This is a genomic window from Ochrobactrum sp. Marseille-Q0166 (assembly GCF_014397025.1).
GTDB lineage: Bacteria > Pseudomonadota > Alphaproteobacteria > Rhizobiales > Rhizobiaceae > Brucella.
The window spans coordinates 1,384,463-1,410,737 of the sequence record NZ_JACJUO010000001.1; the positions used below are offsets into that span (position 1 = coordinate 1,384,463).

Below are 26,275 nucleotides of genomic sequence, written 5' to 3' on the forward strand. Positions count from 1 at the left end.
GGCAGTCATGAAAGCCGCAGATGTTCGGGCGAAAAGCCTCGACCAGATTAATGATGAGTTGGGTTCCCTGAAGAAAGAGCAGTTCAACCTGCGCTTTCAGAAGGCAACTGGACAGCTCGAAAAAACCGCGCGCGTGAAGCAAGTTCGTCGTGACATTGCGCGTATTAAGACCATCGCCCGCCAGAAGGCGGCCGAAAGCAAGGCATAAGGAAAAAGTATAATGCCTAAACGCGTTCTGCAGGGCGTTGTCGTCAGCGACAAGAATGATAAGACTGTTGTAGTTAAGGTTGAGCGTCGCTATTCGCACCCGCTTCTCCAGAAAACTATTCGTCAGTCTAAGAAATACAAGGCGCATGACGAAAACAACCAGTTCAAGATTGGTGATCAGGTTTCTATCGAGGAATCCGCACCGATTTCGAAGGACAAACGCTGGGTCGTTCTCTCGAACGTAACAGCGGGCTAAATTACAAACACGCAGCTTAGGTAGGGCAGGAGCCCTTAACCAGCTGAAGGAAAAGAAGGCGGCCAGTCATGATTCAGATGCAAACAAACCTCGACGTGGCGGATAACTCCGGCGCACGTCGTGTCATGTGCATCAAGGTGCTGGGCGGTTCCAAGCGGCGTTATGCTTCCGTTGGCGACATCATTGTTGTGTCGATCAAGGAAGCTATCCCGCGCGGCCGCGTCAAAAAAGGTGACGTGATGAAGGCGGTAGTCGTTCGGACTGCCAAGGATATCCGTCGCGCAGATGGCAGCGTTATTCGTTTTGATAACAACGCAGCCGTTCTCATCGATAATAAGAAAGAGCCTATCGGCACGCGTATCTTCGGACCGGTTCCACGCGAACTTCGCGCTAAGAGCCATATGAAGATCATTTCGCTGGCTCCGGAAGTTCTGTAAGGAAGCAAGACGATGCAAAAGATTCGCAAAGGCGACAGCGTTGTCGTGCTGTCCGGTAAGGACAAGGGCCGTAAGGGCGAGGTTCTTCAGGTCATGCCAACGGACGACAAAGCAGTCGTTCGTGGCATTAATGTTGTAAAGCGTCACCAGCGTCAGACACAGACACAGGAAGCCGGCATTATTTCGAAAGAAGCGCCGATCCATTTGTCGAACCTGGCCGTTGCTGATCCGAAAGACGGCAAGCCAACGCGCGTTGGTTTCCGTATTGAAGATGGCAAGAAGGTTCGCGTTGCAAAGCGTTCGGGAGCGGTGATCTGATGTCTGAAGCTAAGGCACTTCCACGCTTTAAGAAGATTTATCAGGACACGATCCGTAAAGCTCTTCTTGAAGAATTCAAATATGACAATGAGATGCAGATTCCTCGCATCACCAAAGTTGTCTTGAACATGGGTGTAGGTGAAGCAACCGGCGATTCGAAGAAGCCATCGGTTGCAGCAGCAGATCTGGCCTTGATTGCCGGTCAAAAGCCTGTCATTACTCGCGCCCGTAATTCGATCGCAACTTTCAAGTTGCGTGAAGACATGCCAATCGGTACGAAGGTTACACTTCGTTCTGACCGCATGTACGAATTCCTTGATCGCTTGGTCACGATTGCGCTTCCGCGCGTTCGAGATTTTCGTGGTCTGAATCCGAAGAGCTTTGACGGTCGTGGCAACTTTGCCATGGGTGTTAAGGAACACATCGTGTTTCCAGAAATCAACTACGATAAAGTTGATCAGATCTGGGGCATGGACATCATCGTTTGCACGACCGCTAAGACGGATGATGAAGCCCGCGCTCTTCTGCGCGCCTTCAACTTCCCATTCCGGCAGTAACGGCAAGCGTAGCGAGGTATAATAATATGGCCAAGACTAGCGCAGTCGAAAACAATAAGCGCCGCGAAAAGTTGGTTAAGCGTCATGCTGAAAAGCGTGCACGTCTGAAGGCGATCGTTATGGATCAGAGCCTTCCGTTGGATGAGCGTTTTCGCGCTACTATCCAGCTCGCCGAACTGCCGCGCAATTCTGCAAAGGTCCGTATTCGCAATCGTTGCGAAGTGTCGGGTCGCCCGCGTGGTTATTACCGTAAACTGAAGATGTCGCGTATTGCGCTTCGCCAGTTGGGTTCGCTTGGACAGATTCCAGGCATAGTTAAGTCGAGCTGGTAAGGAGTAGCATATGTCTGTGTCAGATCCTATCGGCGATATGCTGACCCGTATCCGTAACGCAGTTGGCCGCAAGAAGACGAAGGTTTCGACCCCGGCTTCCAAGCTGCGCGCTCGCGTTCTGGATGTTCTTCAGTCTGAAGGTTACATCCGCGGATACACGCAGAGTGAATTCGTGAACGGCAAAGCCGAGATCGAAATCGAACTGAAGTATTATGAAGGCGTTCCAGTCATTCGTGAACTGACCCGCGTTTCGAAACCTGGCCGTCGCGTTTACGTATCGGTCAAGTCGATTCCGCAGGTTGCGAATGGCCTTGGCATCTCGATCCTGTCGACCCCTAAGGGTGTGATGGCTGATCATGAGGCTCGTGAACAAAACGTTGGTGGTGAGCTGCTCTGCCGCATCTTCTGATGCGGCTGACAGTGAACAGATAAAAGACAGGTATAAAAATGTCTCGTATCGGTAAGAAACCCGTGCCGGTCCCGGCGGGCGTGACCGCCAGCGTTGAAGGTCAGACCGTCAAGGCTAAGGGCGCGAAAGGCGAATTGTCTTTCGTTGTGCACGATGAAGTACTGGTTAAGCTCGAAGACGGCGCTGTAAGCGTTGATCCTCGTGATCAGTCTAAAGAAGCTCGCTCCAAGTGGGGCATGTCGCGTTCGATGATCGAAAACATCTTTGAAGGCGTCAATAAAGGCTTTGAAAAGAAGCTTGAGATTAGCGGCGTTGGTTACCGTGCTGCGATGCAGGGTAAGAATGTCCAGCTTTCTCTCGGCTTTTCTCACGAAGTAGTCTACGACGTACCAGCTGGCATTACGGTTGCTGTTCCTAAGCCGACAGAAATTGTCGTATCGGGCATCAACAAGCAGCAGGTTGGTCAAGTCGCCGCTGAGATTCGTGAATATCGCGGCCCCGAGCCTTATAAGGGCAAGGGCGTTAAGTATGCTGGCGAGAAGATCGTCCGCAAAGAAGGCAAGAAGAAGTAAGGGAAGCGCGTCATGGCATCGCCAAAAGAAACTTTGCAGCGTCGCGCTGCTCGTGTACGCCGTCAGGTCAAGGCTGTTGCAAACGGTCGTCCACGTCTCAGCGTACACCGCTCTTCCAAGAACATCTACGTTCAGGTTATCGACGACGTTCGCGGTGTTACCATCGCAGCGGCATCGACACTGGATGGCGACCTGAAAGGCAAGCTCAAGACCGGCGCCGATTCAGCAGCAGCTGCTGCTGTTGGCAAGCTGGTAGCAGAGCGTGCGAAGAAAGCAGGCGTCAGCGAAGTAGTGTTCGACCGTGGTGCATTTATTTATCACGGCCGTGTGAAGGCTCTCGCCGAAGCTGCCCGCGAAGGCGGTCTGAGCTTCTAATATTTTGTGCTTCCGGAAAAAAATAAAGGAATAGGATATGGCACAGAGAGAACGTAACCGCGAAGATCGCGGTCGTGAGGAGCGCGACAGCGAATTCGTTGACAAACTCGTTCACATTAATCGCGTCGCCAAGGTTGTTAAGGGTGGCCGTCGTTTTGGTTTCGCTGCGCTCGTCGTAGTTGGCGACCAGAAGGGCCGTGTTGGTTTCGGTCATGGTAAGGCACGTGAAGTGCCTGAAGCGATCCGCAAGGCTACTGAAGCTGCTAAGCGCGACATGATTTTCGTTCCGCTTCGTTCGGGCCGTACTCTGCATCACGATGTGCAGGGCCGTCACGGCGCCGGTAAGGTCCTCCTCCGCGCTGCTCCTGCCGGTAAGGGTATTATTGCTGGTGGTCCAATGCGTGCAGTGTTCGAAACGCTTGGCGTTCAGGACGTTGTTGCTAAGTCGCTCGGCTCCTCGAACCCTTACAACATGGTTCGTGCAACCTTTGACGCTCTGAAGCATCAGATGCATCCAAAGGACATCGCTGCACAGCGCGGTATCAAGTACTCGACCCTTCAGGCTCGCCGCCATGATGTGGTCGGTTCGGAAGAATAGCCGATAGTTTGTGCCAGTCCGGTGCGTGAAGCACCGGATACGCCATAGACAAGGGATTTGAGTGATGGCTGAGAAGAAGGGTAAGACGGTTACGGTCGAACAGATCGGAAGCCCTATCCGTCGTCCAGCCGAACAGCGTGCAACGCTGATCGGACTCGGACTTAATAAAATGCACCGCCGCCGCACACTGGAGGACACTCCTTCGGTTCGTGGCATGATCGCCAAGGTTCAGCATCTCGTCCGCGTTGTGGACGAGGCTTGATAACGCAGGGGATAGAGACATGAAACTCAACGATCTGCGTGATAAGCCAGGTTCAGTAAAGGCGCGCAAGCGCGTCGGCCGTGGTATCGGCTCCGGCACCGGCAAGACCGCTGGCCGCGGCGTCAAGGGACAGAAGTCCCGTTCTGGCGTTGCGATCAATGGCTTCGAAGGCGGTCAGATGCCAATCTACCGTCGTTTGCCAAAGCGCGGCTTCACCAACATCTTCGCGAAGAGCTTCAACGTCGTGTCGCTCGGCCGCGTTCAGGCTGCGATTGACGCAGGTAAGCTGGATGCAAACGCTGTTGTGAACCTTGATTCGCTTAAGGCCGCTGGCGTGATTCGCCGCGCTCTTGACGGTGTTCGCGTTCTTGCTGACGGTGAATTGACTGCTAAGGTCGCTTTCGACGTCGCCGGTGCTTCCAAGGCTGCGATCGAAAAGATCGAAAAGGCTGGTGGTAGCGTAAAGCTTCCAGAAGTTGCAGCTGAATAAAGCAACTACATAAAAATAAAAGCGGCGGCCTTGGTGCCGCCGCTTGCACATTTATGCCAATGCGCATATCTGGGTAAGGTCTTTTGTCCTAAGCGTTCGCGTTTGTTAATGCGTGCCGTTGGGGGTGGGGGACCGGAGACTTTTCACCGGAGAAATTTTATGGCATCGGCTGCTGAACAGCTAGTTTCCAATCTTAATTTTTCGGCTTTCTCGAAAGCTGAAGAACTCAAGAAGCGCATTTGGTTTACACTAGGCGCTCTGCTTGTGTACCGTTTTGGTACCTATATCCCGCTACCCGGCATCAATCCTGATGCGCTTGCGCAGGCTTTCCAGCAGCATAGCCAGGGTGTGCTTGGACTCTTCAATATGTTTGCCGGTGGCGCTGTTGGTCGTATGGCCATTTTTGCGCTTGGCATCATGCCTTATATTTCCGCTTCCATTATCGTGCAGTTGATGACGTCGGTCGTTCCGACGCTTGAAGCGCTGAAGAAGGAAGGCGAATCTGGTCGAAAGATCATCAACCAGTACACGCGTTATGGTACGGTGCTTCTGGCGATCGTTCAGGCCTATGCAATTTCTGTAGGTTTGCAGGCAGGTAACGGTATTGTTACGAATCCTGGCCCGATGTTCCTCGTTTCGTCAGTCATCACGCTTGTTGGCGGTACGATGTTCCTGATGTGGCTGGGTGAACAGATTACGGCTCGCGGTATCGGTAATGGTATCTCGCTTATCATCTTTGCAGGTATTGTTGCTAACCTTCCGCATGCTATTTCCGGCACCCTTGAACTCGGACGCACGGGCGCTCTTTCCACCGGTCTGATCCTCGGTGTTATCATTCTGGCAGTGGCGCTGATAGCGATTATCGTTTTCGTCGAGCGGGCACAGCGTCGTCTTCTGATCCAGTATCCGAAGCGTCAGGTTGGCAACCGGATGTTCCAGGGCGATACTTCGCACCTGCCGCTGAAGCTCAATACCGCTGGTGTTATTCCGCCCATCTTCGCGTCTTCACTTCTGCTTTTGCCTGCAACTGTTGCTGGCTTTGCCAATACGGCTGATATGCCAGCATGGGGTACCACTATTCTCAATGCGCTCGGTCATGGACAGCCACTTTACATGCTCTTCTATGCTGCGCTTATGGCATTCTTCTGCTTCTTCTATACCGCAATTGTGTTCAATCCCAAGGACACTGCAGATCAGCTGAAGAAGCACTCCGGCTTTATTCCGGGCATTCGTCCTGGTGAGCGCACAGCCGAGTACATAGACTATGTGTTAACCCGTATCACGGTTGTCGGCGCTATCTATATCGTGCTTGTTTGTCTCCTGCCGGAATTCCTGATTTCCGCGACCGGTGTGCCGTTCTATCTTGGTGGGACTTCGCTATTGATCGTGGTCAGCGTTACGCTTGATACGGTTGCGCAAATTCAGGGACATCTTGTCGCTCATCAATATGAAGGGCTGATCAAGAAATCCAAACTCAGAGGTGGGAAACGTAGTAAATGAGACTGATACTTCTTGGGCCGCCCGGAGCAGGTAAGGGGACGCAGGCTGGACTTCTTACCAAGAAGCATGGAATACCTCAGCTTTCGACTGGCGATATGTTACGTGCCGCTGTCGCTCAGCAGAGTGAAATCGGGAAACGTGCCAAGGCCGTCATGGATGCCGGCCAGCTCGTTTCTGATGAAATCGTAAACCAGATCGTTTCGGAGCGTATTGATGCTCCCGATTGCGCAAGCGGTTTCATTCTGGACGGTTACCCGCGTACAGTGCCTCAGGCTCAAGCTCTCGGCGAAATGCTGGTTGGCAAGGGTCTCAAGCTTGATGCGGTCATCGAACTCAAGGTCGATGAGAATGCATTGGTCAAGCGGATGGAAAGCCGTGTGGCCGAAACGCTTGCCAAAGGTGGTCAGGTTCGTTCCGATGACAACCCGGAAGCATTTCGTAAACGTCTCGTTGAATATCGTGAGAAGACTTCGCCTCTTTCGACTTATTATGCCGGAACTGGTGAACTTCGTGTGATCAATGGTATGGCTCCAGTCGAAGAAGTTACTGCAGAAATCGAGAGGATTCTCGTTCCTGCATGAGTGAGTTCGTTAAGGCTCATTTGAATAAATAGGAATTACGGACAGAAGGGCATTTCATGTTTTTCTGTCCGTTTATCACTTCTGAAAGTTGTTTTTGGTGGCTGTGAGGTCTCTTTGGGGACTTTACGGACAGTTAAGAGTTGACTTTTTCGGACGATTCCGTCAAAGACTGCGCCACTTCAATTGGTTTTGAATGGTCGGTTCTGGCGGAAATAGTAAAAGGCCGGTACCGGTCAAACATTGCTGTCTGGTTGATCGCATCTGCCAGATGGATTTTTATGTAACTCAAGGAGAACAGACGTGGCACGTATCGCTGGCGTCAACATCCCGACGAACAAGCGCGTTATCATTGCGCTTCAGTACATTCACGGGATTGGACCAAAATTTGCTCGTCAGATCGTAACGAAAGTCGGTATTTCCGACGATCGTCGCGTGAACCAGCTTTCGGATGCTGAAGTACTTCAGATCCGTGAAGCAATCGATGCTGATTACCGCGTAGAAGGTGATCTTCGTCGTGAAGTTTCCATGAACATCAAGCGTCTGATGGATCTGGGCTGCTATCGCGGTCTTCGTCATCGTCGTTCGCTGCCTGTTCGCGGTCAGCGCACGCATACCAATGCACGCACCCGTAAGGGTCCTGCAAAGGCTATCGCAGGTAAGAAGAAGTAATTTTCGGCAGAACCATTCGTTCTGCCGGGCTTGCCCGATAATCGGGTGGGTTCGGTGCTGGTCCTTATCAAAGGGCCGGTGGAGCCGCTGGAACTACGGCGGTGTCGAGATCGAGTTTTGAGAGGACTATCATGGCTAAGGAAGCCCAGCGTATTCGCCGTCGCGAGCGCAAAAACATCTCGTCGGGCGTTGCCCACGTAAATTCGACGTTCAACAACACCATGATCACCATTACGGATGCACAGGGCAATGCGATTGCTTGGTCGTCTGCGGGTGCTCAGGGTTTCAAGGGTTCACGTAAGTCGACCCCGTTTGCCGCACAGATCGCTGCTGAAGATTGCGCCAAGAAGGCTCAGGAACATGGCATGCGCTCCCTCGAAGTCGAGGTTTGCGGACCGGGTTCTGGCCGTGAATCTGCGCTACGCGCCCTTCAGGCTGCTGGCTTTGTGATCACGTCGATCCGCGATGTTACGCCGATCCCGCACAACGGTTGCCGTCCACGCAAGAAGCGCCGGGTCTAATTTCTTTTATACGCTGCATGAACCCCGAAGTTGTCTTCGGGGTTCCTCTGCGGTTCTACACAGGATCGCTACGATTGGATAGTAGCGGCAGTTGATAGAGGAAAAATACATGATCCAGAAAAACTGGCAGGAACTCATTAAGCCGAATAAGGTGGATTTCATCACCAACGGCTCCCGTACGCGTGCAACGGTTGTTGCCGAGCCGCTGGAACGCGGTTTTGGTCTGACACTCGGTAACGCTCTGCGTCGCGTGCTTCTGTCGTCGCTTCGTGGAGCAGCGGTTACTGCTGTTCAGATTGATGGCGTTCTGCACGAGTTCTCTTCTATTCCGGGTGTCCGTGAAGATACCACGGATATTGTTCTGAACGTCAAGGAAATCGCTATCCGTATGGAGGGCGAAGGCCCTAAGCGCATGGTTGTCCGCAAGGAAGGCCCGGGCGTTGTTACGGCTGGTGATATTCAGACTGTTGGCGATGTCGAGATCCTTAACCCTGATCACGTCATCTGCACGCTGGATGAAGGCGCTGAAATCCGCATGGAATTCACCGTTAACACCGGCAAGGGCTATGTGCCTGCCGACCGTAATCGCGCGGAAGACGCTCCAATCGGCCTTATTCCGGTTGACAGCCTCTATTCGCCGATCCGCAAAGTATCGTACAAGATTGAGAACACCCGTGAAGGTCAGGTTCTCGATTATGACAAGCTGACGCTCAACATCGAAACCAATGGTTCCGTGAGCGGTGAAGATGCAGTTGCTTATGCAGCACGCATTCTTCAGGACCAGCTGGCAGTCTTCGTTAACTTCGAAGAGCCACAGAAGGAAGCTCCGCAGGAACAGGTTGCGGAACTCGCTTTCAACCCGGCTCTGCTCAAGAAAGTTGACGAACTCGAATTGTCGGTACGTTCGGCAAACTGCCTGAAGAACGACAACATCGTCTATATCGGCGATCTGATCCAGAAGACGGAAGCCGAGATGCTGCGGACTCCGAATTTCGGCCGCAAGTCGCTCAACGAGATCAAGGAAGTTCTGGCGTCGATGGGGCTCCATCTTGGTATGGAAATTCCAGCCTGGCCGCCTGAAAACATCGAAGATCTCGCCAAGCGCTACGAAGACCAATATTAAGACCGGAAAATTCCGGCTGAACTGAATTAAAGGAGAAGGCCATGCGCCACGGTAATGGACAGCGTAAGCTGAACCGCACTGCCTCGCATCGCAAGGCAATGTTCGCCAACATGGCGGCTTCGCTCATCGAGCACGAACAGATTGTGACCACCCTTCCTAAAGCTAAGGAAATTCGTCCAATCGTAGAAAAGCTTGTCACCCTCGGCAAGCGCGGTGACCTGCATGCACGTCGTCAGGCGATTTCTGCCATCCGCGACGTCAAGCTGGTTGCTAAGCTGTTCGACACGCTGGCTGCACGTTATGCAACCCGCAACGGTGGCTACATCCGCATCATGAAGGCAGGCTTCCGTACCGGTGATAATGCACCGCTCGCAGTTGTCGAATTCGTTGAGCGCGATGTTGATGCAAAGGGCAAGGCTGATCGCGCTCGCGTTGAAGCTGAAGCCGCTGCAGAAGCCGCCGCAGCGTAATTTTACGCTTCGCATGACAAAATAGGGTCGCCTTGTGCGGCCCTTTTTTGGTTTTTGGGCTTTGTCCGCAACAAGCGTTACAAAGCTGTAATGCTGTTTGCCACAATACAGCCCTTTATCCTTGGCGTTGTGCGTCCCATATTGTTTCAGCCTGGTGAATCGGGTTTTGGAAAGAAGACTGGAGTTAGCGGATGAATTTGCGGCGTTTTGGAAGCACAGGTGTCGTTCTTGCTTGTCTGAGCATGGTTGCATTGCCAACATTGGCTCAGGATAATCCTGCTCAGGTTAAGGGTAGGCTGATTCCTTTAAGTCGTGCTGATATGCAGCTTTCCTTTGCCCCGCTTGTAAAGGAAACAGCGCCTGCTGTCGTTAACGTCTACGCGGCGCGACAAGTACAGCAGCGTCCATCCCCCTTTGCCGGCGACCCATTCTTTGAACAGTTCTTCGGCGATCAGGTCAATCGTGGACGCCCACGTACTGAACAGTCGCTGGGTTCCGGTGTGATTGTCGATTCTTCCGGTATCGTTGTGACCAACAATCACGTCATCAAAGACGCGGACGAAATCAAGGTTGCGCTTTCTGATGGGCGGCAGCTTGAAAGCAAGGTTCTGCTGCGTGACGAGACTACAGATCTCGCCGTCCTCAAAATTGAAGCAAAAGAGAAATTTCCAACGATCTCGCTTGGTAATTCCGATGATGTTGAAGTCGGCGACCTCGTCCTCGCTATTGGTAATCCATTCGCAGTCGGGCAGACTGTCACGAGCGGTATCGTGTCAGCGCAGTCACGCACCCAAGTTGGCGTATCCGACTTTGACTTCTTCATTCAGACGGACGCTGCAATCAACCCTGGTAACTCCGGTGGTGGTCTGATTGACATGCGGGGCCGACTTATCGGCATCAATACAGCTATTTACTCCCGCTCAGGCGGCTCCGTGGGTATTGGTTTTGCAATCCCGTCCAACATGGTTCGTGCGGTCGTTGACGCAGCATTGAGCGGAAGCACGAGTTTTGAGCGCCCTTTCATCGGTGCGACTTTTCAGAATATTACGCCTGATGTTGCTGAAGGTCTCGGCATGGACCGTTCGTTTGGCGTACTGGTCACGGCTGTTACCAAGGGTGGACCGGCAGAGCAGGCGGGCCTGAAAGTGGGAGACGTTGTTCTTTCAGTACAGGATATTCGCGTGGATAATATCGACGTACTCGGTTACCGCCTTTCGACAGCAGGCATTGGTAATACAGTGACGCTCGATATCATGCGAAGTGGCAAGGAAAGCAAAATGCCGGTGAAACTGGCAAAAGAGCCGGAAGCGAAGCCACAACAAAGGCAGACAATTCGGGGAGACAATCCATTCGAGGGGGCCGTGGTTGAGGAAATTACTCCTGCAATGGCGTCCAAGATGAGGCTGCGAGAGGGATCTCGCGGGGTGATTGTGACGGATGTGATCGTTAATTCGCAGGCCGCACAACTTGGCTTACGTCAGCGTGACATTATCCGTGGTATTAACGGCAATCCCATCCGCACAATCAGCGATTTGACGACGGCGCTTAATGGCGGACGTGGCCTGGCATGGCGCCTTGAAGTTGAGCGCAACGGTGCATTAATTCGCCAGTTCGTACGCTGATCCACTTGCTGAGTATTTAAAGTTGCATGTCGTTTCGGGCAGGACTATGCCTGAAACGACATCTGTTTTTCTGGCATTGAGCGAAGCGAAATGAGTGATCTATTTTCCACTGCGGCTGATCCCAACGCCGACCGTAACAGGCCGCTTGCTGACCGCCTTCGCCCGCGTCATCTTGCTGAAGTAACCGGACAGGAGCATCTTACGGGACCGGAGGGCGTGCTCACGCGGATGATCGCGTCTGGTTCACTTGGCTCGATGATTTTCTGGGGACCACCTGGTACGGGTAAGACAACGGTTGCCAGACTTCTCGCGGGAGAAACTGAACTTGCATTTGAGCAGATTTCTGCAATTTTTTCCGGTGTAGCTGATCTCAAGAAAGTATTTGAATCTGCGCGATTGCGCCGCATCTCGGGCCGTCAAACGCTGTTGTTTGTGGACGAAATTCATCGGTTTAACCGTGCGCAGCAGGATAGTTTTCTTCCTGTGATGGAAGATGGTACTGTTATTCTCATCGGGGCAACGACCGAAAACCCGTCCTTTGAACTCAACGCCGCTTTGCTTTCACGGGCACGGGTGCTGACTTTCCATCCGCATGACACGCTTAGTATTGCAACTCTCCTGATGCGTGCGGAAGAGCAGGAAAATCGTCCTTTACCGCTGGATGATGAAGCGCGAGCAAGCCTTATCCGCATGGCGGATGGCGATGGCCGCGCATCTTTAACACTCGCAGAAGAAGTATGGCGGGCAGCTCGGCCTGGTGAAATATTTAATGCTGATAAGTTGCAGGAAGTCGTTCAGCGTCGTGCTCCGGTTTATGACAAGGGGCAAGATGGCCATTACAATCTCATTTCAGCCCTGCATAAATCAGTGCGGGGCTCTGATCCAGATGCCGCGCTGTATTATCTTTGCCGGATGTTTGATGCCGGGGAACATCCGCTTTATATTGGTAGGCGACTTGTTCGCATGGCGGTTGAAGATATAGGCCTTGCTGATCCGCAGGCGCTGGCTATCTGTAATGCCGCCAAGGATGCTTATGATTATCTTGGCTCACCGGAGGGTGAGTTGGCTCTTGCGCAGGCTTGCGTTTATCTGGCGACAGCACCTAAATCCAATGCCGTTTATATGGCCTACAAGTCCGCCATGCGGGCTGCTAAGGAAAATGGCTCTTTGTTGCCACCAAAGCATATTCTTAATGCGCCAACCAAGCTCATGAAGAATGAGGGCTATGGCGACGGCTACGCCTATGATCATGACCAACCCGACGCTTTTTCCGGACAGGACTATTTCCCCGAAGCGATGGGTCGGAAGGTCTTCTACGATCCCCCAGAGCGTGGTTTTGAGCGGGAAATTCGCAAGCGGTTGGATTATTGGTCACGTTTACGCACGGAACGTCAGGGCAGGCGGTGACTTACTGTCGCCTACACCGTTTCTAACCAACCCCTTCGCAAGCATTTTAGGTCACAATTCAGCCTTCATCTCACAGCTATTACGCTAGAGAAATACAACCAAGGGTTTCGCTTTCTATCATTGGCGGTTTAAAATACTTCAATCATTACAAAGAGGAAGCAACCTAAAGCGGTATGCGTAAATGATCTGATAACCATTAAAGATCAAGCACTTAGTTTAAGGCGTACTTAATGTTTAAAATTAATCAAATTTTTTAATTCCTACGAGGTTCGTTCATGACGCGCGTCTTGTTTATCGTTGCGCTCGTTATTCTAAGTGGTTGTGCGACTGCTCCTCGGCAGATTAGCAACGTTTGCGCTGTTTTTGATCAACGCGATGGTTGGATAAATAATTGGCAATCGGATGCGACGCGTGTTTCGCGCGAGTTTGGTGTGCCGGTTCACGTGCTGATGGCAACGATCTACACTGAATCAGGTTTCCGTCCCTATGCACGGCCACCACGTACAAAATTATTCGGTTTTATTCCATGGAAACGCGCTTCCAGTGCTTATGGATACTCGCAGGCACTGAATGGAACATGGGATCGTTATAAGCGTGAAACCGGCCGCTGGACAGCGTCGCGTAGCAATTTTGGTGACGCCATCCATTTCATTGGGTGGTATCACAATGAGAGCAGCCGGAGAAATGGCATTAATCGTACCGATGCCTATAATCTCTATTTGGCTTATTACTCTGGTCATGGTGGCTATTCACGAGGCGTATGGCGTAATAACTCTACGGCTTTGAATGGTGCTAAACGTGCCCAGAACATGGCCAACCGCTATGCGACGCAACTGCGTTCTTGCGGACGAGTGGGCTAAAATTGGTGAGAGGGGATTTAAAGTCACCATCCAGCCGCAATCGAAGTTATCATTCGCGGCGAATCGAACATTGAGGATGACGTTTTTTATGTTGAAGAAACTCGGGATTGTATTTATCGGGGCCACATTTTTGGCGGGCTGCACTTCTACTGACCCATATACAGGCCAGGAGAAAATGTCGAACACTGCGGGCGGTGCGGCGATCGGCGCTGCGGTCGGTGCATTGGGCGGCCTCATGGTTGGTGGCTCGAGCCGCGCACAGCGTAATGCCGTGCTGATTGGTGCGGGTATCGGCGCGCTTGGCGGTGGGGCTATCGGTAATTACATGGACCGTCAGGAATCCGAGTTGCGCAATCAGTTGCAAGGCACAGGTGTCTCCGTCACCCGTAATGGTGATCAGATTATTCTGAATATGCCTTCGGCAATTACTTTTGACACTGATCAGGATCAGGTGAAGAGCCAGTTCTATCCAACACTGAATTCTGTCGCGATCGTGTTGCGTAAATTCAATCAGACACTGGTTGATGTTTATGGCTTTACCGACTCGACCGGCAGTGCAAGCTACAATCAGGGCCTGTCACAGCGTCGCGCTGCATCTGTTGCGAGTTATCTTGGTTCACAGGGCATTGACCCGCGTCGCTTTGCCGTCATTGGTTATGGCGCAAGTCAGCCGGTGGCTTCGAATGCAACGCCGGAAGGCCGTGCGCTGAACCGTCGTGTCGAGATTCAGATTTCTCCACTACGCGGTGTACAGCAGTAAAATCGAGTTCTGAGTTTAAGCAGTTTGGCGCAGCCCATCGAACGATGGGCTGCGTTTCTATATTTCCTGCTTGCGAATCGAATGCTTTGTTGACGGCAATTTTGTAAATAAAGCGTGGACTGTTTATATATTATTGTTTTCTGATATTTAGAACAATAAATGAACAAAATTTTATTATAGTTATAAAACAATGCCTTAACCTTATTGCCAAATGAGAACAAAAGGGATACAAATAGATATTGGTGATAAGCCCCATGGGCTTCTAGCGAGACAAGAGGATGGTGTAAGATGTCTCAGAAATCATTGCGACTCGTTGAGGATAATTCAGTGGACAAGACTAAGGCACTCGATGCGGCGCTGTCGCAAATTGAACGTGCGTTCGGCAAGGGCTCGATCATGCGGCTCGGCCAGAACGAGGTCGTTGATATTGAGACGGTGCCAACCGGCTCGCTTTCTCTCGATATCGCATTGGGCGTCGGCGGTTTGCCCAAGGGACGTATCGTAGAAATCTATGGTCCGGAAAGCTCGGGTAAAACCACTCTCGCACTGCATACAATTGCAGAAGCGCAGAAAAAGGGTGGCATCTGCGCGTTTGTGGATGCAGAACACGCGCTTGATCCGGTCTATGCCCGCAAGCTTGGTGTTGACCTTGAAAACCTTCTGATTTCGCAGCCTGATACGGGTGAGCAGGCGCTCGAGATTACAGATACACTTGTGCGCTCAGGTGCTATCGATGTTCTGGTCGTCGACTCGGTTGCAGCTCTTACGCCGCGGGCTGAAATTGAAGGCGAAATGGGTGATTCTCTGCCGGGCCTTCAGGCGCGTCTGATGAGCCAGGCTCTGCGCAAGCTCACTGCATCGATTTCGCGCTCGAACTGCATGGTGATCTTTATCAATCAGATCCGCATGAAAATCGGCGTCATGTTCGGTTCTCCTGAAACAACGACTGGCGGGAATGCGCTGAAGTTTTACGCTTCGGTACGTCTGGATATTCGCCGCATCGGTTCCATCAAGGAGCGTGATGAAGTTGTTGGCAACCAGACCCGTGTAAAGGTTGTCAAAAACAAGCTTGCGCCTCCATTCAAGCAGGTCGAATTCGACATTATGTACGGCGCAGGTGTTTCCAAGACCGGCGAACTGGTTGACCTTGGCGTTAAGGCTGGTGTTGTCGAAAAGTCTGGCGCGTGGTTCTCCTATAATTCCCAGCGTCTGGGGCAGGGCCGTGAAAATGCCAAGCAGTACCTCAAGGATAATCCCGAAGTCGCTCGGGAAATTGAGACCACGCTTCGTCAGAATGCCGGACTGATTGCCGAGCAGTTTCTTGAAGATGGTGGTCCAGAAGCCGATGATGGTCCGGATGCGGCAGAAGCGTAAGCTTTGTATTGAATTCAAAATAGGACAAAAGCCCTGCATGAGAGTGCGGGGTTTTTGTTTTTAGGCTCATACTGTTGCATAGTTGCCTTTTTCCGCGATTGCGGCAGAAATTGCTTTTATACCGCACACTGCTTATCTGGACAGAAAAGCAGCACGTCGCTAAAAGCGGACAACCGAAATTCCACCTCAAGGACTATCCATTCTCGGGCAGTCGAAACGTGGCGGCAACGTGAGCCGTATACCGCCGCAATCCTGCGGGTGGAGATTATATAATTGATGTGTACTGGATTGCGCATCTCATGCAGGGCAGAGAATGTCCAAGGGTGAATTATGGCTGGCGTCAACGAGATAAGGTCCACATTCCTCGACTATTTCCGCAAAAACGGACATGAAGTCGTTTCATCAAGCCCGCTCGTTCCTCGTAACGACCCGACGCTGATGTTTACCAATGCGGGTATGGTTCAGTTCAAGAATGTTTTTACAGGTCTTGAGCAGCGCCCTTACAGCCGCGCGACCACTTCGCAGAAATGCGTGCGCGCTGGCGGCAAGCATAATGATCTGGATAATGTGGGCTACACGGCACGCCACCACACTTTCTTTGAAATGCTCGGCAATTTCTCGTTTGGTGATTACTTCAAGGAGGAAGCGATCAGCCATGCGTGGAATCTGATCACCAAGGAATTTGGCCTCAACAAGGACAAGCTGCTCGTCACGGTCTATCATACCGACGATGATGCTGCGAATTTCTGGAAAAAGATCGCCGGCCTTTCGGATGATCGTATCATCCGCATTGCAACGAATGATAACTTCTGGGCGATGGGCGATACTGGTCCTTGTGGCCCATGTTCAGAAATTTTCTACGATCACGGCGATCATATCTGGGGTGGACCTCCCGGATCAGCTGATGAAGACGGCGACCGTTTCATTGAAATCTGGAACCTCGTTTTCATGCAGTTCGAACAGGTTACACCTGATCAGCGCATTGATCTTCCACGCCCGTCGATTGATACTGGCATGGGTCTTGAGCGCGTTGCAGCTGTGCTTCAGGGTGTGCATGACAATTACGATATCGATCTGTTTAAGGCGCTTATCCGTGCTTCTGAAGAAGCAACAGGCGTCAAGGCCGAAGGCGATTTCCGCGCCAGCCATCGCGTAATCGCCGATCATCTGCGGGCATCAAGCTTCCTGATCGCCGACGGTGTCCTGCCGTCCAATGAAGGCCGCGGTTATGTTTTGCGTCGTATCATGCGTCGTGCAATGCGCCACGCACAATTGCTTGGTGCGAGCCAGCCATTGATGTGGCGTTTGCTGCCAGCGCTCATTCGCGAAATGGGGCAGGCTTATCCGGAACTCATCCGCGCAGAAGCGCTGATTTCCGAAACGCTCAAGCTGGAGGAAACCCGCTTCCGTAAGACGTTGGAACGCGGCCTCGGCCTGCTTTCCGATGCTTCCGAAAATCTGGTTGAAGGTGATCGTCTTGATGGCGAAACCGCGTTCAAGCTTTACGATACTTATGGTTTTCCGCTCGATCTGACGCAGGACGCTCTGCGTCAGCGTGGCGTGACGGTCGATACTGATGGCTTCAATGTTGCCATGGAACGCCAGAAGGCCGAAGCTCGTGCCAACTGGACCGGTTCGGGCGAAGCTGCAACCGAAACCATCTGGTTCGGCATCAAGGATAAGGTCGGCGCGACCGAGTTCCTCGGCTATGAAACCGAAAGCGCAGAAGGCGTTATTACCGCACTTGTGCATGACGGTGCAGAAGTGGCATCGGCTGCCGAAGGCGAAACGGTGTCCGTCGTTGTCAACCAGACACCATTCTATGGCGAATCCGGTGGTCAGCAGGGCGATACTGGAACAATCTCCGGTGACGGTTTTGTCATCACAATCAAGGACACGCAGAAGAAGGGCGAAGGCGTCTTCGTTCACACTGGCGAAGTTACCAAGGGTTCCGCAAAGATTGGTGATGCGGTTGAGCTGAAGGTGGATAGCGAGCGTCGCACGCGCATCCGTTCCAACCACTCGGCAACTCACCTCTTGCATGAAGCTCTGCGCGAAACGTTGGGGTCCCACGTTGCACAGAAGGGCTCGCTCGTCGCGCCTGATCGTCTTCGCTTCGACTTCTCGCATCCGAAGCCGATTTCGGCTGAGGAACTGACAGCTGTTGAAAATCTCGCCAACGAGATAATTCTGCAGAATGCGCAAGTCACTACGCGCTTGATGGCTGTGGATGATGCGATTGCCGAAGGTGCGATGGCGCTGTTTGGCGAAAAATACGGCGATGAAGTTCGCGTGGTTTCGATGGGCACGGCGAAGCACGGCGAAAAGGCTGGCAAGGCTTATTCGGTTGAACTTTGCGGCGGTACGCATGTGCGCCAGACCGGTGATATCGGCCTCGTACGCATTCTTTCTGACAGTGGTGTCGCTGCCGGTGTTCGTCGTATGGAAGCTCTGACGGGTGAGGCGGCTCGCCTTTATCTCGAAGAACAGGACGAGCGCGTCAAGGCAATCGCTGGCGTGCTGAAAACGACGCCATCGGAAGCACTGGAGCGCGTCAATGCTCTGGTTGATGAGCGCAAGAAACTCGAACGCGAACTTACCGAAGCACGCAGACAGCTTGCGTTGAGCGGTGGTTCTTCGGATGGTGGCAACGCTGTGGAAACCGTCAACGGCATCAATTTCCTAGGCAAGGTTGTGACAGGTGTTTCGCCGCGGGATCTCAAGCCGCTTGCTGACGAAGGTAAAAAGCAGGTTGGCTCTGGTGTTGTTCTCTTCATCGGTGTTGGTGAAGATGGCAAGGCAAGCGCTGTTGCTGCGGTGACTGAAGATCTGGTTGGTCGTTTTAGTGCAGTTGATCTGGTTCGCGCTGCTTCTGGTGCACTTGGTGGCGCCGGTGGCGGCGGTCGTGCCGATATGGCTCAGGCCGGTGGTCCCGATGGCACCAAGGCAAATGATGCAATCACAGCGGTTAAAGCGCTGATCGTCTGATAAATTGATTTGAGAATTTAAAGGCCGGGATTTTCCCGGCCTTTTTTTTAAGCTGCGTGAATCTTGCAGCTATCGTCAGGAGCTCCTTCGCGCTGATCAAGTCCGTAATCGCGAGCGACATTCGCAACACGTAGACGATAGTTTTCAAATACACCGCCGCGTCCCTTCGTCTGTGCTATCCGATGGGTTGGCAAATTGCGCCAATGTTTTACGGCCTCTTCGTCACGCCAAAAGGAGAGAGACAGCAGCTTTTCTGGCTCAACCAGGCTTTGAAAGCGTTCAATGGATATGAAGCCATCAATTGCTGCCAGATCGGCGCGCAGGCTTGCGGCAATATCGAGATACTGCGCGCGCCTTTCATCATCTGCTGGCCAGACTTCAAAGATCACCGCGATCATGGTTTGATAAACTCCGCATGCGGGGCTGATTGAAGCTTAAGAAATATACGCTCCTCAGACCGGATAAACTGCTCGCGTTTTGCAAATTCATAATTTGCCCGTCCGATTGGGTCTGCGGCCAGACGTGCGCGAAACTGTTCATAGGCAGCAAGGTCTTCGACTGAGTAAACGCCATAAGCAGTTGTTGTGGAGCCCTCATGCGGACCGAAATAGCCAATCAGCTTCGCGCCACAACGCGGGCTTGCCTGTCCCCAATTGCTTGCATATTCCGCAAAAGCATCGGCTTTGTACGGGTCGATTTGATAGCGGATGAAGCAGGTAATCATTCTTATCTCCTGAAATTGGCTGATTTACTGGAGACGTTTTAGCATATTGAACTTTGCCCATGCTTCGGTTAGCATCGAAGTATGAAGGACGGACCGATCATAGCCTCTGTTGCAGCCCTTTTGGGTGATCCCGCGCGCGCAAATATGCTGACCGCGCTGATGGACGGACGTGCTTTGACGGTGAGCGAACTTGCCGCCGCCGCAGGTGTGACACTTCAGACAGCCAGCGGGCATCTTTCCAAGCTTGATGCTGCCAATTTGCTGGTGGCTGAGAAGCAGGGCAGGCATCGTTATTTCAGGCTATCAGGTACGGATGTGGCGCAGGTGCTCGAAGGGTTGATGGGTCTTGCACAGCGAACGGGCGCCGTGCGTGTTCGCACTGGCCCGAAAGATCATGCGCTGCGTAAAGCGCGGATTTGTTACGATCATCTGGCGGGCGAGCGCGGCGTGGAAATGCTTGATGCATCCTATAAACTCGGCCTGATCAATGATGCCAGCGAGCTACGACTTTCAGATGAAGGAAAGTCATTCTTCTCTTGCATGGGCATAGATATTGACACCCTGCAAAAGGGCAAACGGCCACTCTGCCGTCATTGTCTAGATTGGAGTGAGAGACGCAACCACTTGGGCGGTGCGCTCGGTGCAGCGCTTCTGAAAAACTTCATCGATAAAGGTTGGGTGCGTCGGGAGCAGGGCCGTGTAATTGCCTTCTCTCCTCATGGTGAGCAGGCCTTTGCTAAAGCTTTTCAGCTTTTTGATTATAACTTAACGTGAAAGCGGCAACAGGCTTTTTTCAAAGCGCCTTGCGGTACTGAATGAAGCCGGACGCCTGCGCGATGCTGTCATATAGGCGGCGTGCAGTTGCATTGCTTTCATGCGTGAGCCAGTAGAGACGGCCTGCGCCTTCTTCGCGGGCAAGATCAGCGACTGCTTCGATGAGTGCTGCACCTGTGCCTTTTCCACGCTGGCTGTTCTCGACATAGAGATCCTGCAGATAACAGGTCCATTTTGGCAGCCAGCAGGAGCGGTGAAAGATCACATGTACGATGCCGACAAGATGCCCGCTGTCATCAAATGCGCCCAGTGCGTGCATCGGTTCTGATGAATCGTGAAAGCGATGCCATGTAATGTCGGTCGTCTCTGCCGGTATTTCGACTTCGTAAAAGACCTGATAGGCTCTCCATAATGGCTCCCATGCAGTGCGGTCTTTTGGCGTTAAAGCCCGAATACTCGACATATCAGTTCTCCCTGCTTTGTTGGAGAAAGACTACCGATGAGTATGCTTGCTTGCGAGTGCTAAAATGTGAACGGCAAATAAAAAACGGCGGGAGAACCCCGCCGTTTCTGTGTGTATTAGGCAGGGCTTAAGCAGCCATCGCCTTCTGAAGGTTTTCATCGATCTTATCGAGGAAGCCAGTGGTCGAGAGCCAAGGCTGATCTGGGCCGATAAGCAGGGCCAGATCCTTGGTCATGTAGCCGCTCTCGACAGTATCGACACAGACCTTTTCCAGGGTATCAGCAAAGCGCTTCAGCTCGGCATTGTTGTCGAGCTTTGCACGATGTGCGAGGCCGCGGGTCCATGCGAAGATCGAAGCGATCGAGTTGGTCGAGGTTTCTTCGCCCTTCTGATGCTGGCGATAGTGGCGGGTCACGGTGCCGTGTGCAGCTTCTGCTTCAACAGTCTTGCCATCTGGCGTCATCAGAACCGAGGTCATCAGGCCGAGTGAACCGAAGCCCTGTGCCACGATGTCGGACTGAACGTCGCCATCGTAGTTCTTACAAGCCCAGACATAACCGCCCGACCACTTAAGGGCCGAAGCAACCATATCGTCGATCAGACGATGTTCGTACCAGATCTTCGCTTCCTTGAATTTGTCGGCGAATTCAGTCTGGTAGACTTCTTCAAAAATGTCCTTGAAGCGACCGTCATAGGCTTTGAGGATAGTGTTCTTGGTCGATAGATAGACCGGATAGTTGCGCTGCAGGCCGTAGTTCAGCGAAGCACGTGCGAATTCACGGATCGATTCGTCGAGGTTGTACATGGCCATTGCCACGCCAGCGCTCGGTGCCTGATAGACTTCGTGCTCGATGGTTTCACCATCTTCACCGACGAACTTGATCGACAGCGTGCCCTTGCCCGGGAACTTGAAGTCGGTCGCACGGTACTGGTCACCAAAAGCGTGACGGCCAACGATGATTGGCTGAGTCCAGCCTGGAACCAGGCGAGGAACGTTTTTGCAGATGATTGGTTCGCGGAAGATAACACCACCGAGGATGTTGCGGATGGTGCCGTTGGGCGACTTCCACATCTTCTTGAGCTTGAATTCTTCAACGCGAGCTTCATCCGGCGTGATAGTTGCGCACTTTACGCCAACGCCGTGTTCCTTGATGGCGTTTGCAGCATCAATGGTGACCTGGTCATTGGTAGCATCACGGTGTTCAACCGACAGATCGTAATATTTCAGATCGATGTCGAGATATGGATGGATCAGCTTGTCCTTGATGAACTGCCAGATGATGCGGGTCATCTCATCGCCGTCGAGTTCAACGACCGGGTTTGCAACCTTGATTTTTGCCATTGATAATGCCTCTCATTGAATGCGTCGCGCTCGTATAGCATCGCAGAACGCGAAGGCAAAGCGTCAGAGGCTTATTCTTTGCGCTATAGGCACATTTTCAGGCGGCGCGATGGGCAGATTTTCGCCATTCTGGGCGCCGATCACGATAAGTTTTCTGCTCTCGCAGCAATATAGCTTCTGCGTCCAGCGTTGAGATCGCCGTTGATTTGTCTGCTGGTATGAGACCATCGACCTGAAGTGCCAGATAGCGCCCGCAGCAAACCCGCAGAAAAGATGCGAAATTGTCGAGGTCGTGGCCTTCCGCGCGCGATTCCTCGTTGAGTTTACCCAAGAGGCGACTGACCGACATCTCGTCGCGTTCAGCAATCTCTTCCAGTGCCGACCAAAAGAAGTTTTCAAGTCGAACGCTGGTTACGACACCATCAATGCGCAGAGAGCGCGTCACACTTTGCCAGAGTTCGGTATCCGCTCCGATGAACAATCTGCACATATGTTCCTCCCGAAATATCTCCAAGAGCAATGTCGCGCAGTTTTGTGTGACCTGCAACTTACTTCATGGTATCAACACTATAAGTGATGCTTCCGGCGGTTGCTTCATCGATGTTGAATTTGAGGTCACGAATTTCGACTGTGCGCTGGTGAGCGGGAAATTCTACCGGCTGACCTGTTGCAGGAAACTCCAGGCTATCAATCGAATAGCCTCTAACTTCAAATTGCATTTTACCGGATTCTAAACCAACGTACAGGATATCATAGATGCGTCCACTTTCATTGGACGCATAGTCATTTTTCGATGGAAGCATGGTTCCCTTGGCATAATCGCGTGGAGGCACGAGCGGGTTTCCGGACAAGACAAACTGCGTCTGGCCAAAGGTTTCCGATGAAGGTGCCGGATATTGCTCTGAAATGACTGCCACCTCTCCGCCCACCGCTTCTTGAGCATGGGCGAGGTTTGATGTGCTTATTAGAATAGCGCACATGCTAACGGCAAACGACAGAGTTAAAATTTTATCGTTTTTCATCTCATACTCCATCCAAGCGAAAAGAGCCTTTCCGACAGTTTTGCCGGAAAGTCTCTGATTTTGCACTTCTATCGAAATGCTATGCACGATGAAAGTCGCGGCTTAAGTCTTTGTTCAGTCATGCATGATTTTTGTGCCGAGAACGGCGAGGAATTGTGACAGCCATGCTGGATGCGCAGGCCACGCAGGTGCAGTCACCAGATTGCCGTCGATGACGGCCTGATCTACCGGAATATCAGCATAGGTACCACCAGCCAGCTCCACCTCAGGTCGGCAGGCGGGATAGGCGGAACAGGTGCGACCTTCCAGAACGCGCGCAGCCGCGAGCAGCTGTGCGCCATGACACACGGCGGCGACTGGTTTACCTTTTTCAAAAAAATGCTTGATAATAGCGATGACCTTTTCATCAAGGCGCAGATATTCGGGACCGCGCCCGCCGGGAATGACAAGAGCATCATAGTTTTCTGCTTCGACATCGGCAAATGCGGCATTGAGCGTGAAATTATGCCCGGGCTTTTCGGTATAGGTTTGATGGCCTTCAAAATCGTGAATGGCAGTCGCGATTGCGTCGCCAGCTTTTTTTCCGGGGCACACGGCATGGACTTTGTGGCCCACTGCAAGCAGCGTCTGGAACGGCACCATTGTTTCGTAGTCCTCGCAGAAGTCGCCGCAGATCATGAGAATTTTTTTGCCGGACATGTTTTTCCTCCCTGTAAACATCAATGTCGGTGTTCGCAGTTTGACATGGATGAGAAGAGGACTGGTGTTATTTCGCTACTACACGCGATTTTCGATGCCAAATGTAAGGGGAATCTTTGCGATTATCTGTCATTTATGGCAGGGAAGCGCCGTGTTGATACAGCAATGACGGAAATTATCATGGCAGGAACAGACAAACAACGCACCTTGATCACCGAAGGACCGGCGATCATTCTGGTGAACCCGCAACTGCCGGAAAATATCGGCATGGTGGCGCGTGCCATGGCGAATTTTGGTCTTGCTGAATTGCGGCTGGTTGAGCCACGCGAAGAATTTCCGAGCGATAAGGCGCGTGCAGCAGCCAGCAAGGCGGATCATATCATCGACAATGCGGTCGTTTATGATGATCTTCCATCAGCAATTGCTGATCTCAACTTCGTTTATGCCACGACAGCGCGGGAACGCGACGGTTTCAAGCAGGTGCGCAGCCCTGTGGAAGCGAATGGTGAATTGCGCCGTCGCTTTACGGCGGGTGAGAAGACTGGCATTCTTTTCGGACGCGAGCGTTTTGGTCTCAGCAATGAGGAAGTCGGGCTTGCTGATGAGCTCGTGACATTCCCGGTTAATCCGGCGTTTGCTTCGCTCAATATTGCGCAAGCTGTGCTGTTGATGTCCTATGAATGGATGAAATCCGGCCTTGCAACCGAAACGGACACGGTTTTCCGTGGACCGGAAATGGAAGCGGCACCGAAGATGGAATTACAGAGTCTTTTCAATCATCTGGAAGAAGCTCTTGATGTCCGTGGTTATTTCCGTCCTGAAGCGAAGAAAGAAATAATGGTCAATAATCTGCGCTCAGTACTAACTCGCGCAGGTTTTGCATCAGCAGAACTCAAGCTTCTTCGTGGTGTCATCACTTCGCTTGATGCTTTCACGCCAAAAAAGCCGCGTGGTTCCGGCGCACCGGAAGGGCGCGCACGTAAGCCTGCAACAGAGGACAAGGCTGAATGAAATACGCGCCCGCAGCAGACGGTTCTGACAAAACGCTGGTGACAAATGAAAGGCCTGTTCTGGTCTTTGATAGCGGTATTGGCGGATTGACGGTTTTGCGAGAGGCGCGGGTTTTGATACCGGATCGGCGATTTGTCTATATCGCCGACGACGCCGGTTTTCCGTATGGCGATTGGGAAGAGGACGCGCTGCGTGCACGTATTGTCGATCTCTTCGGAAAGTTTATTGCCGAGTATGATCCTGAAATCGTCGTTATCGCGTGCAATACGGCCTCGACACTGGTGCTTGATGATCTGCGTCGCGCTTATCCGGCTGTACCATTCGTTGGTACCGTACCTGCGATAAAGCCTGCCGCTGAACGTACGTCGTCGGGGCTTGTTTCCGTTTTGGCAACACCAGGCACGGTCAAGCGTGCTTATACACGTGATCTAATCCAGTCTTTCGCCAGCCAATGCCATGTGCGCCTGGTAGGAGCAGATAGGCTTGCAGGTATTGCGGAAGCCCATATTCGCGGTGAAAAGATTGATGAGGCGCTGGTTGTTGAGCAGATTGCGCTATGTTTTGTAGAGAAAGATGGTGAACGGACGGATATCGTTGTGCTGGCCTGTACGCACTATCCTTTCCTCGCCAATGTTTTTCGCCGGCTTGCGCCATGGCCGGTGGATTGGCTTGACCCGGCAGAAGCTATTGCAAGGCGAACTGTATCGCTGTTGCAACCACGGCGAATTGATGAGCAACTGCATCATCACGACGATCTTGCAGTGTTTACATCACAAAGGCCTGATTATGCCATTCGACGACTTATGCAGGGATTCGGCTTGCATTTTTCAAAATGAAACTTTCACAAGTTTATAAAGTATCTTTTTAATAAATTAATTCAACATACTCTTTTTTATGGAAAATCACCCGAAAATTAACTGATTTCCGGGTGATGATTTAAAGGGGCTTAGCCTGCTGCTTCCTGTCTGGAATCTCGCTTTGCCTGCGCGACACTGGCGGCCTTTTTTAAGCGACCGCGTTCACTGGGTCGAATAAGACTATCCACTTTTTCATTAGGGATATTGCGCATTCCATGACGCGCGTGGCGCGTATTGAAGCTGTTGTCGGGTTTCTCATTGGCTTTCTTCGTGGCCAAAGCTTTCTGAGCATTTGCGATAAGCGCATTGCTTGCTGACATACTGCGGCGGCGATCAACTTCCGCATTGATGCGCCGCATTGCCATTGCCAGCACAGACACTTTCAGATGCGAACCTTCGTCTGCCTTGGACGCTTGAGCACCTCTGGCGGCAGACTTTCCGCGCATCTCACGGCGACGCTGGTGGGCCAGATCGCGCGCTTTGCTACGTCGATCGCGCAAAAGTTTCGCCAATTGCGAAAGCTCGGAATCTGAAACTTCCTGAAGCAGTGGGTGGTGGGATTTTTCGACCAGTTCCCTCTCTTCAGCATTGAGGGCGCGGGCTTCTTCCTTTCGTGTGATGGCCATAAGACGTCCTTTCTGGTTTTATTAATTGGTCTGTTTTCTTGATATAGGCGTCATAGACCGCAGGAAAAG

Annotated in this window: 35 protein-coding genes; 27 read left to right on the plus strand and 8 right to left on the minus strand. The window is 52.2% G+C overall.

Translation table 11 applies throughout. From position 1 onward, the window contains the following. The first annotated feature begins 7 nt into the window (after nt 1-7). The 24 genes from rpmC (at nt 8) to alaS (ending at nt 18,688) form a co-directional block, all read left to right on the plus strand. Nucleotides 8-208: a 50S ribosomal protein L29 gene (gene rpmC / locus H5024_RS06580; RefSeq protein ID WP_187544594.1), complete on the plus strand. Its 201-nt coding sequence runs from the start codon at nt 8-10 to the stop codon at nt 206-208. A gap of 12 nt (nt 209-220) precedes the next feature. Further along, nucleotides 221-463 (plus strand): 30S ribosomal protein S17, encoded by a 243-nt coding sequence (rpsQ, locus tag H5024_RS06585; protein ID WP_187544596.1) that lies wholly within the window; start codon nt 221-223, stop codon nt 461-463. Between the two features lie 68 nt (nt 464-531). Next, the gene (gene rplN, locus H5024_RS06590) at nt 532-900 is read left to right on the plus strand and encodes a 50S ribosomal protein L14 (protein WP_007875329.1); all 369 of its coding nucleotides are present in this window, start codon (nt 532-534) and stop codon (nt 898-900) included. A 12-nt stretch (nt 901-912) separates the two neighbouring features. Next, nucleotides 913-1,218: a 50S ribosomal protein L24 gene (gene rplX, locus H5024_RS06595; RefSeq protein ID WP_187544598.1), complete on the plus strand. Its 306-nt coding sequence runs from the start codon at nt 913-915 to the stop codon at nt 1,216-1,218. Continuing rightward, nucleotides 1,218-1,775, plus strand: coding sequence for a 50S ribosomal protein L5 (gene rplE, locus H5024_RS06600; protein ID WP_187544601.1), 558 nt, complete (start codon nt 1,218-1,220; stop codon nt 1,773-1,775). The genes rplX and rplE overlap by 1 nt, the downstream gene beginning before the upstream one ends. Nucleotides 1,776-1,801: 26 nt before the next feature. Next, a complete protein-coding gene (gene rpsN / locus H5024_RS06605; RefSeq protein WP_007875326.1) occupies nt 1,802-2,107 on the plus strand; it encodes a 30S ribosomal protein S14 in 306 nt (101 codons plus the stop codon). 10 nt (nt 2,108-2,117) lie between these two features. Further along, the gene (gene rpsH, locus H5024_RS06610) at nt 2,118-2,516 is read left to right on the plus strand and encodes a 30S ribosomal protein S8 (RefSeq protein ID WP_007875325.1); all 399 of its coding nucleotides are present in this window, start codon (nt 2,118-2,120) and stop codon (nt 2,514-2,516) included. Nucleotides 2,517-2,554: 38 nt separating this feature from the next. Next, the gene (rplF, locus tag H5024_RS06615) at nt 2,555-3,088 is read left to right on the plus strand and encodes a 50S ribosomal protein L6 (RefSeq protein WP_187544603.1); all 534 of its coding nucleotides are present in this window, start codon (nt 2,555-2,557) and stop codon (nt 3,086-3,088) included. A 12-nt stretch (nt 3,089-3,100) separates the two neighbouring features. Next, nucleotides 3,101-3,463 carry a 50S ribosomal protein L18 gene (gene rplR / locus H5024_RS06620; protein WP_064320721.1) on the plus strand — a complete coding sequence of 121 codons (363 nt, stop codon included), beginning with the start codon at nt 3,101-3,103 and terminating at the stop codon, nt 3,461-3,463. A 37-nt stretch (nt 3,464-3,500) separates the two neighbouring features. After that, nucleotides 3,501-4,061 carry a 30S ribosomal protein S5 gene (gene rpsE, locus H5024_RS06625; protein ID WP_024897023.1) on the plus strand — a complete coding sequence of 187 codons (561 nt, stop codon included), beginning with the start codon at nt 3,501-3,503 and terminating at the stop codon, nt 4,059-4,061. A gap of 64 nt (nt 4,062-4,125) precedes the next feature. Then, nucleotides 4,126-4,323, plus strand: coding sequence for a 50S ribosomal protein L30 (gene rpmD, locus H5024_RS06630; RefSeq protein ID WP_007875314.1), 198 nt, complete (start codon nt 4,126-4,128; stop codon nt 4,321-4,323). A 19-nt stretch (nt 4,324-4,342) separates the two neighbouring features. Beyond that, nucleotides 4,343-4,813 carry a 50S ribosomal protein L15 gene (gene rplO / locus H5024_RS06635; protein WP_187544605.1) on the plus strand — a complete coding sequence of 157 codons (471 nt, stop codon included), beginning with the start codon at nt 4,343-4,345 and terminating at the stop codon, nt 4,811-4,813. A gap of 159 nt (nt 4,814-4,972) precedes the next feature. After that, on the plus strand, nt 4,973-6,313 hold the full coding sequence (gene secY, locus H5024_RS06640; RefSeq protein ID WP_187544608.1) for a preprotein translocase subunit SecY: 1,341 nt from the start codon (nt 4,973-4,975) through the stop codon (nt 6,311-6,313). Beyond that, nucleotides 6,310-6,894: an adenylate kinase gene (locus tag H5024_RS06645; RefSeq protein ID WP_187544610.1), complete on the plus strand. Its 585-nt coding sequence runs from the start codon at nt 6,310-6,312 to the stop codon at nt 6,892-6,894. Before secY ends, H5024_RS06645 begins: the two co-directional genes overlap by 4 nt. 300 nt (nt 6,895-7,194) lie before the next feature. Then, the gene (rpsM, locus tag H5024_RS06650; RefSeq protein ID WP_187544612.1) at nt 7,195-7,563 is read left to right on the plus strand and encodes a 30S ribosomal protein S13; all 369 of its coding nucleotides are present in this window, start codon (nt 7,195-7,197) and stop codon (nt 7,561-7,563) included. A 131-nt stretch (nt 7,564-7,694) separates the two neighbouring features. Continuing rightward, a complete protein-coding gene (rpsK, locus tag H5024_RS06655; protein WP_024897028.1) occupies nt 7,695-8,084 on the plus strand; it encodes a 30S ribosomal protein S11 in 390 nt (129 codons plus the stop codon). Nucleotides 8,085-8,193: 109 nt separating this feature from the next. Continuing rightward, nucleotides 8,194-9,207 carry a DNA-directed RNA polymerase subunit alpha gene (locus H5024_RS06660; protein WP_187544615.1) on the plus strand — a complete coding sequence of 338 codons (1,014 nt, stop codon included), beginning with the start codon at nt 8,194-8,196 and terminating at the stop codon, nt 9,205-9,207. A 41-nt stretch (nt 9,208-9,248) separates the two neighbouring features. Then, nucleotides 9,249-9,677, plus strand: a complete 429-nt coding sequence (gene rplQ, locus H5024_RS06665) for a 50S ribosomal protein L17 (protein WP_187544616.1) — start codon at nt 9,249-9,251, stop codon at nt 9,675-9,677. A 191-nt stretch (nt 9,678-9,868) separates the two neighbouring features. Next, complete coding sequence (locus H5024_RS06670; RefSeq protein WP_187544618.1) at nt 9,869-11,299, plus strand: DegQ family serine endoprotease; 1,431 nt, start codon at nt 9,869-9,871, stop codon at nt 11,297-11,299. Nucleotides 11,300-11,389: 90 nt separating this feature from the next. Continuing rightward, nucleotides 11,390-12,706 (plus strand): replication-associated recombination protein A, encoded by a 1,317-nt coding sequence (locus H5024_RS06675; protein WP_187544620.1) that lies wholly within the window; start codon nt 11,390-11,392, stop codon nt 12,704-12,706. A gap of 275 nt (nt 12,707-12,981) precedes the next feature. Continuing rightward, on the plus strand, nt 12,982-13,566 hold the full coding sequence (locus tag H5024_RS06680) for a hypothetical protein (RefSeq protein ID WP_187544622.1): 585 nt from the start codon (nt 12,982-12,984) through the stop codon (nt 13,564-13,566). Between the two features lie 88 nt (nt 13,567-13,654). Next, nucleotides 13,655-14,326 carry an OmpA family protein gene (locus H5024_RS06685; RefSeq protein ID WP_187544624.1) on the plus strand — a complete coding sequence of 224 codons (672 nt, stop codon included), beginning with the start codon at nt 13,655-13,657 and terminating at the stop codon, nt 14,324-14,326. A gap of 288 nt (nt 14,327-14,614) precedes the next feature. Continuing rightward, nucleotides 14,615-15,700 carry a recombinase RecA gene (recA, locus tag H5024_RS06690; protein ID WP_187544627.1) on the plus strand — a complete coding sequence of 362 codons (1,086 nt, stop codon included), beginning with the start codon at nt 14,615-14,617 and terminating at the stop codon, nt 15,698-15,700. Between the two features lie 330 nt (nt 15,701-16,030). Beyond that, entirely contained in the window at nt 16,031-18,688 is a 2,658-nt protein-coding gene (gene alaS, locus H5024_RS06695; protein WP_187544629.1) for an alanine--tRNA ligase, read from the plus strand. Nucleotides 18,689-18,735: 47 nt separating this feature from the next. Here the strand turns inward: alaS and H5024_RS06700 are convergent, their stop codons facing one another. Together H5024_RS06700 and H5024_RS06705 are read right to left on the minus strand one after the other, a co-directional pair. Next, a complete protein-coding gene (locus H5024_RS06700) occupies nt 18,736-19,086 on the minus strand; it encodes an antibiotic biosynthesis monooxygenase (RefSeq protein ID WP_187544632.1) in 351 nt (116 codons plus the stop codon). Continuing rightward, nucleotides 19,083-19,412 carry an NIPSNAP family protein gene (locus H5024_RS06705; RefSeq protein WP_187544634.1) on the minus strand — a complete coding sequence of 110 codons (330 nt, stop codon included), beginning with the start codon at nt 19,410-19,412 and terminating at the stop codon, nt 19,083-19,085. The genes H5024_RS06700 and H5024_RS06705 overlap by 4 nt, the downstream gene beginning before the upstream one ends. Nucleotides 19,413-19,493: 81 nt before the next feature. On the opposite strand from H5024_RS06705, the gene H5024_RS06710 reads away from it, so the two are divergent. Then, nucleotides 19,494-20,186 (plus strand): winged helix-turn-helix domain-containing protein, encoded by a 693-nt coding sequence (locus H5024_RS06710; protein WP_187544636.1) that lies wholly within the window; start codon nt 19,494-19,496, stop codon nt 20,184-20,186. A 19-nt stretch (nt 20,187-20,205) separates the two neighbouring features. Here the strand turns inward: H5024_RS06710 and H5024_RS06715 are convergent, their stop codons facing one another. From H5024_RS06715 to H5024_RS06735, 5 genes are all read right to left on the minus strand, one after another. Then, a complete protein-coding gene (locus H5024_RS06715; protein WP_187544638.1) occupies nt 20,206-20,649 on the minus strand; it encodes a GNAT family N-acetyltransferase in 444 nt (147 codons plus the stop codon). Between the two features lie 127 nt (nt 20,650-20,776). Continuing rightward, the gene (locus H5024_RS06720; RefSeq protein ID WP_187544640.1) at nt 20,777-21,991 is read right to left on the minus strand and encodes an NADP-dependent isocitrate dehydrogenase; all 1,215 of its coding nucleotides are present in this window, start codon (nt 21,989-21,991) and stop codon (nt 20,777-20,779) included. A gap of 97 nt (nt 21,992-22,088) precedes the next feature. Continuing rightward, the gene (locus H5024_RS06725) at nt 22,089-22,481 is read right to left on the minus strand and encodes a ribbon-helix-helix domain-containing protein (protein WP_187544642.1); all 393 of its coding nucleotides are present in this window, start codon (nt 22,479-22,481) and stop codon (nt 22,089-22,091) included. Between the two features lie 58 nt (nt 22,482-22,539). After that, on the minus strand, nt 22,540-23,013 hold the full coding sequence (locus H5024_RS06730; RefSeq protein WP_187544644.1) for a hypothetical protein: 474 nt from the start codon (nt 23,011-23,013) through the stop codon (nt 22,540-22,542). Between the two features lie 114 nt (nt 23,014-23,127). Further along, nucleotides 23,128-23,712 carry a DJ-1/PfpI family protein gene (locus H5024_RS06735; protein WP_187544647.1) on the minus strand — a complete coding sequence of 195 codons (585 nt, stop codon included), beginning with the start codon at nt 23,710-23,712 and terminating at the stop codon, nt 23,128-23,130. A 180-nt stretch (nt 23,713-23,892) separates the two neighbouring features. On the opposite strand from H5024_RS06735, the gene H5024_RS06740 reads away from it, so the two are divergent. Beyond that, on the plus strand, nt 23,893-24,723 hold the full coding sequence (locus H5024_RS06740; RefSeq protein ID WP_187544649.1) for an RNA methyltransferase: 831 nt from the start codon (nt 23,893-23,895) through the stop codon (nt 24,721-24,723). Continuing rightward, nucleotides 24,720-25,559 (plus strand): glutamate racemase, encoded by an 840-nt coding sequence (gene murI, locus H5024_RS06745; RefSeq protein WP_187544651.1) that lies wholly within the window; start codon nt 24,720-24,722, stop codon nt 25,557-25,559. Before H5024_RS06740 ends, murI begins: the two co-directional genes overlap by 4 nt. 110 nt (nt 25,560-25,669) lie before the next feature. Here the strand turns inward: murI and H5024_RS06750 are convergent, their stop codons facing one another. Further along, on the minus strand, nt 25,670-26,206 hold the full coding sequence (locus H5024_RS06750; RefSeq protein ID WP_187544653.1) for a hypothetical protein: 537 nt from the start codon (nt 26,204-26,206) through the stop codon (nt 25,670-25,672). Nucleotides 26,207-26,275 lie beyond the last annotated feature (69 nt).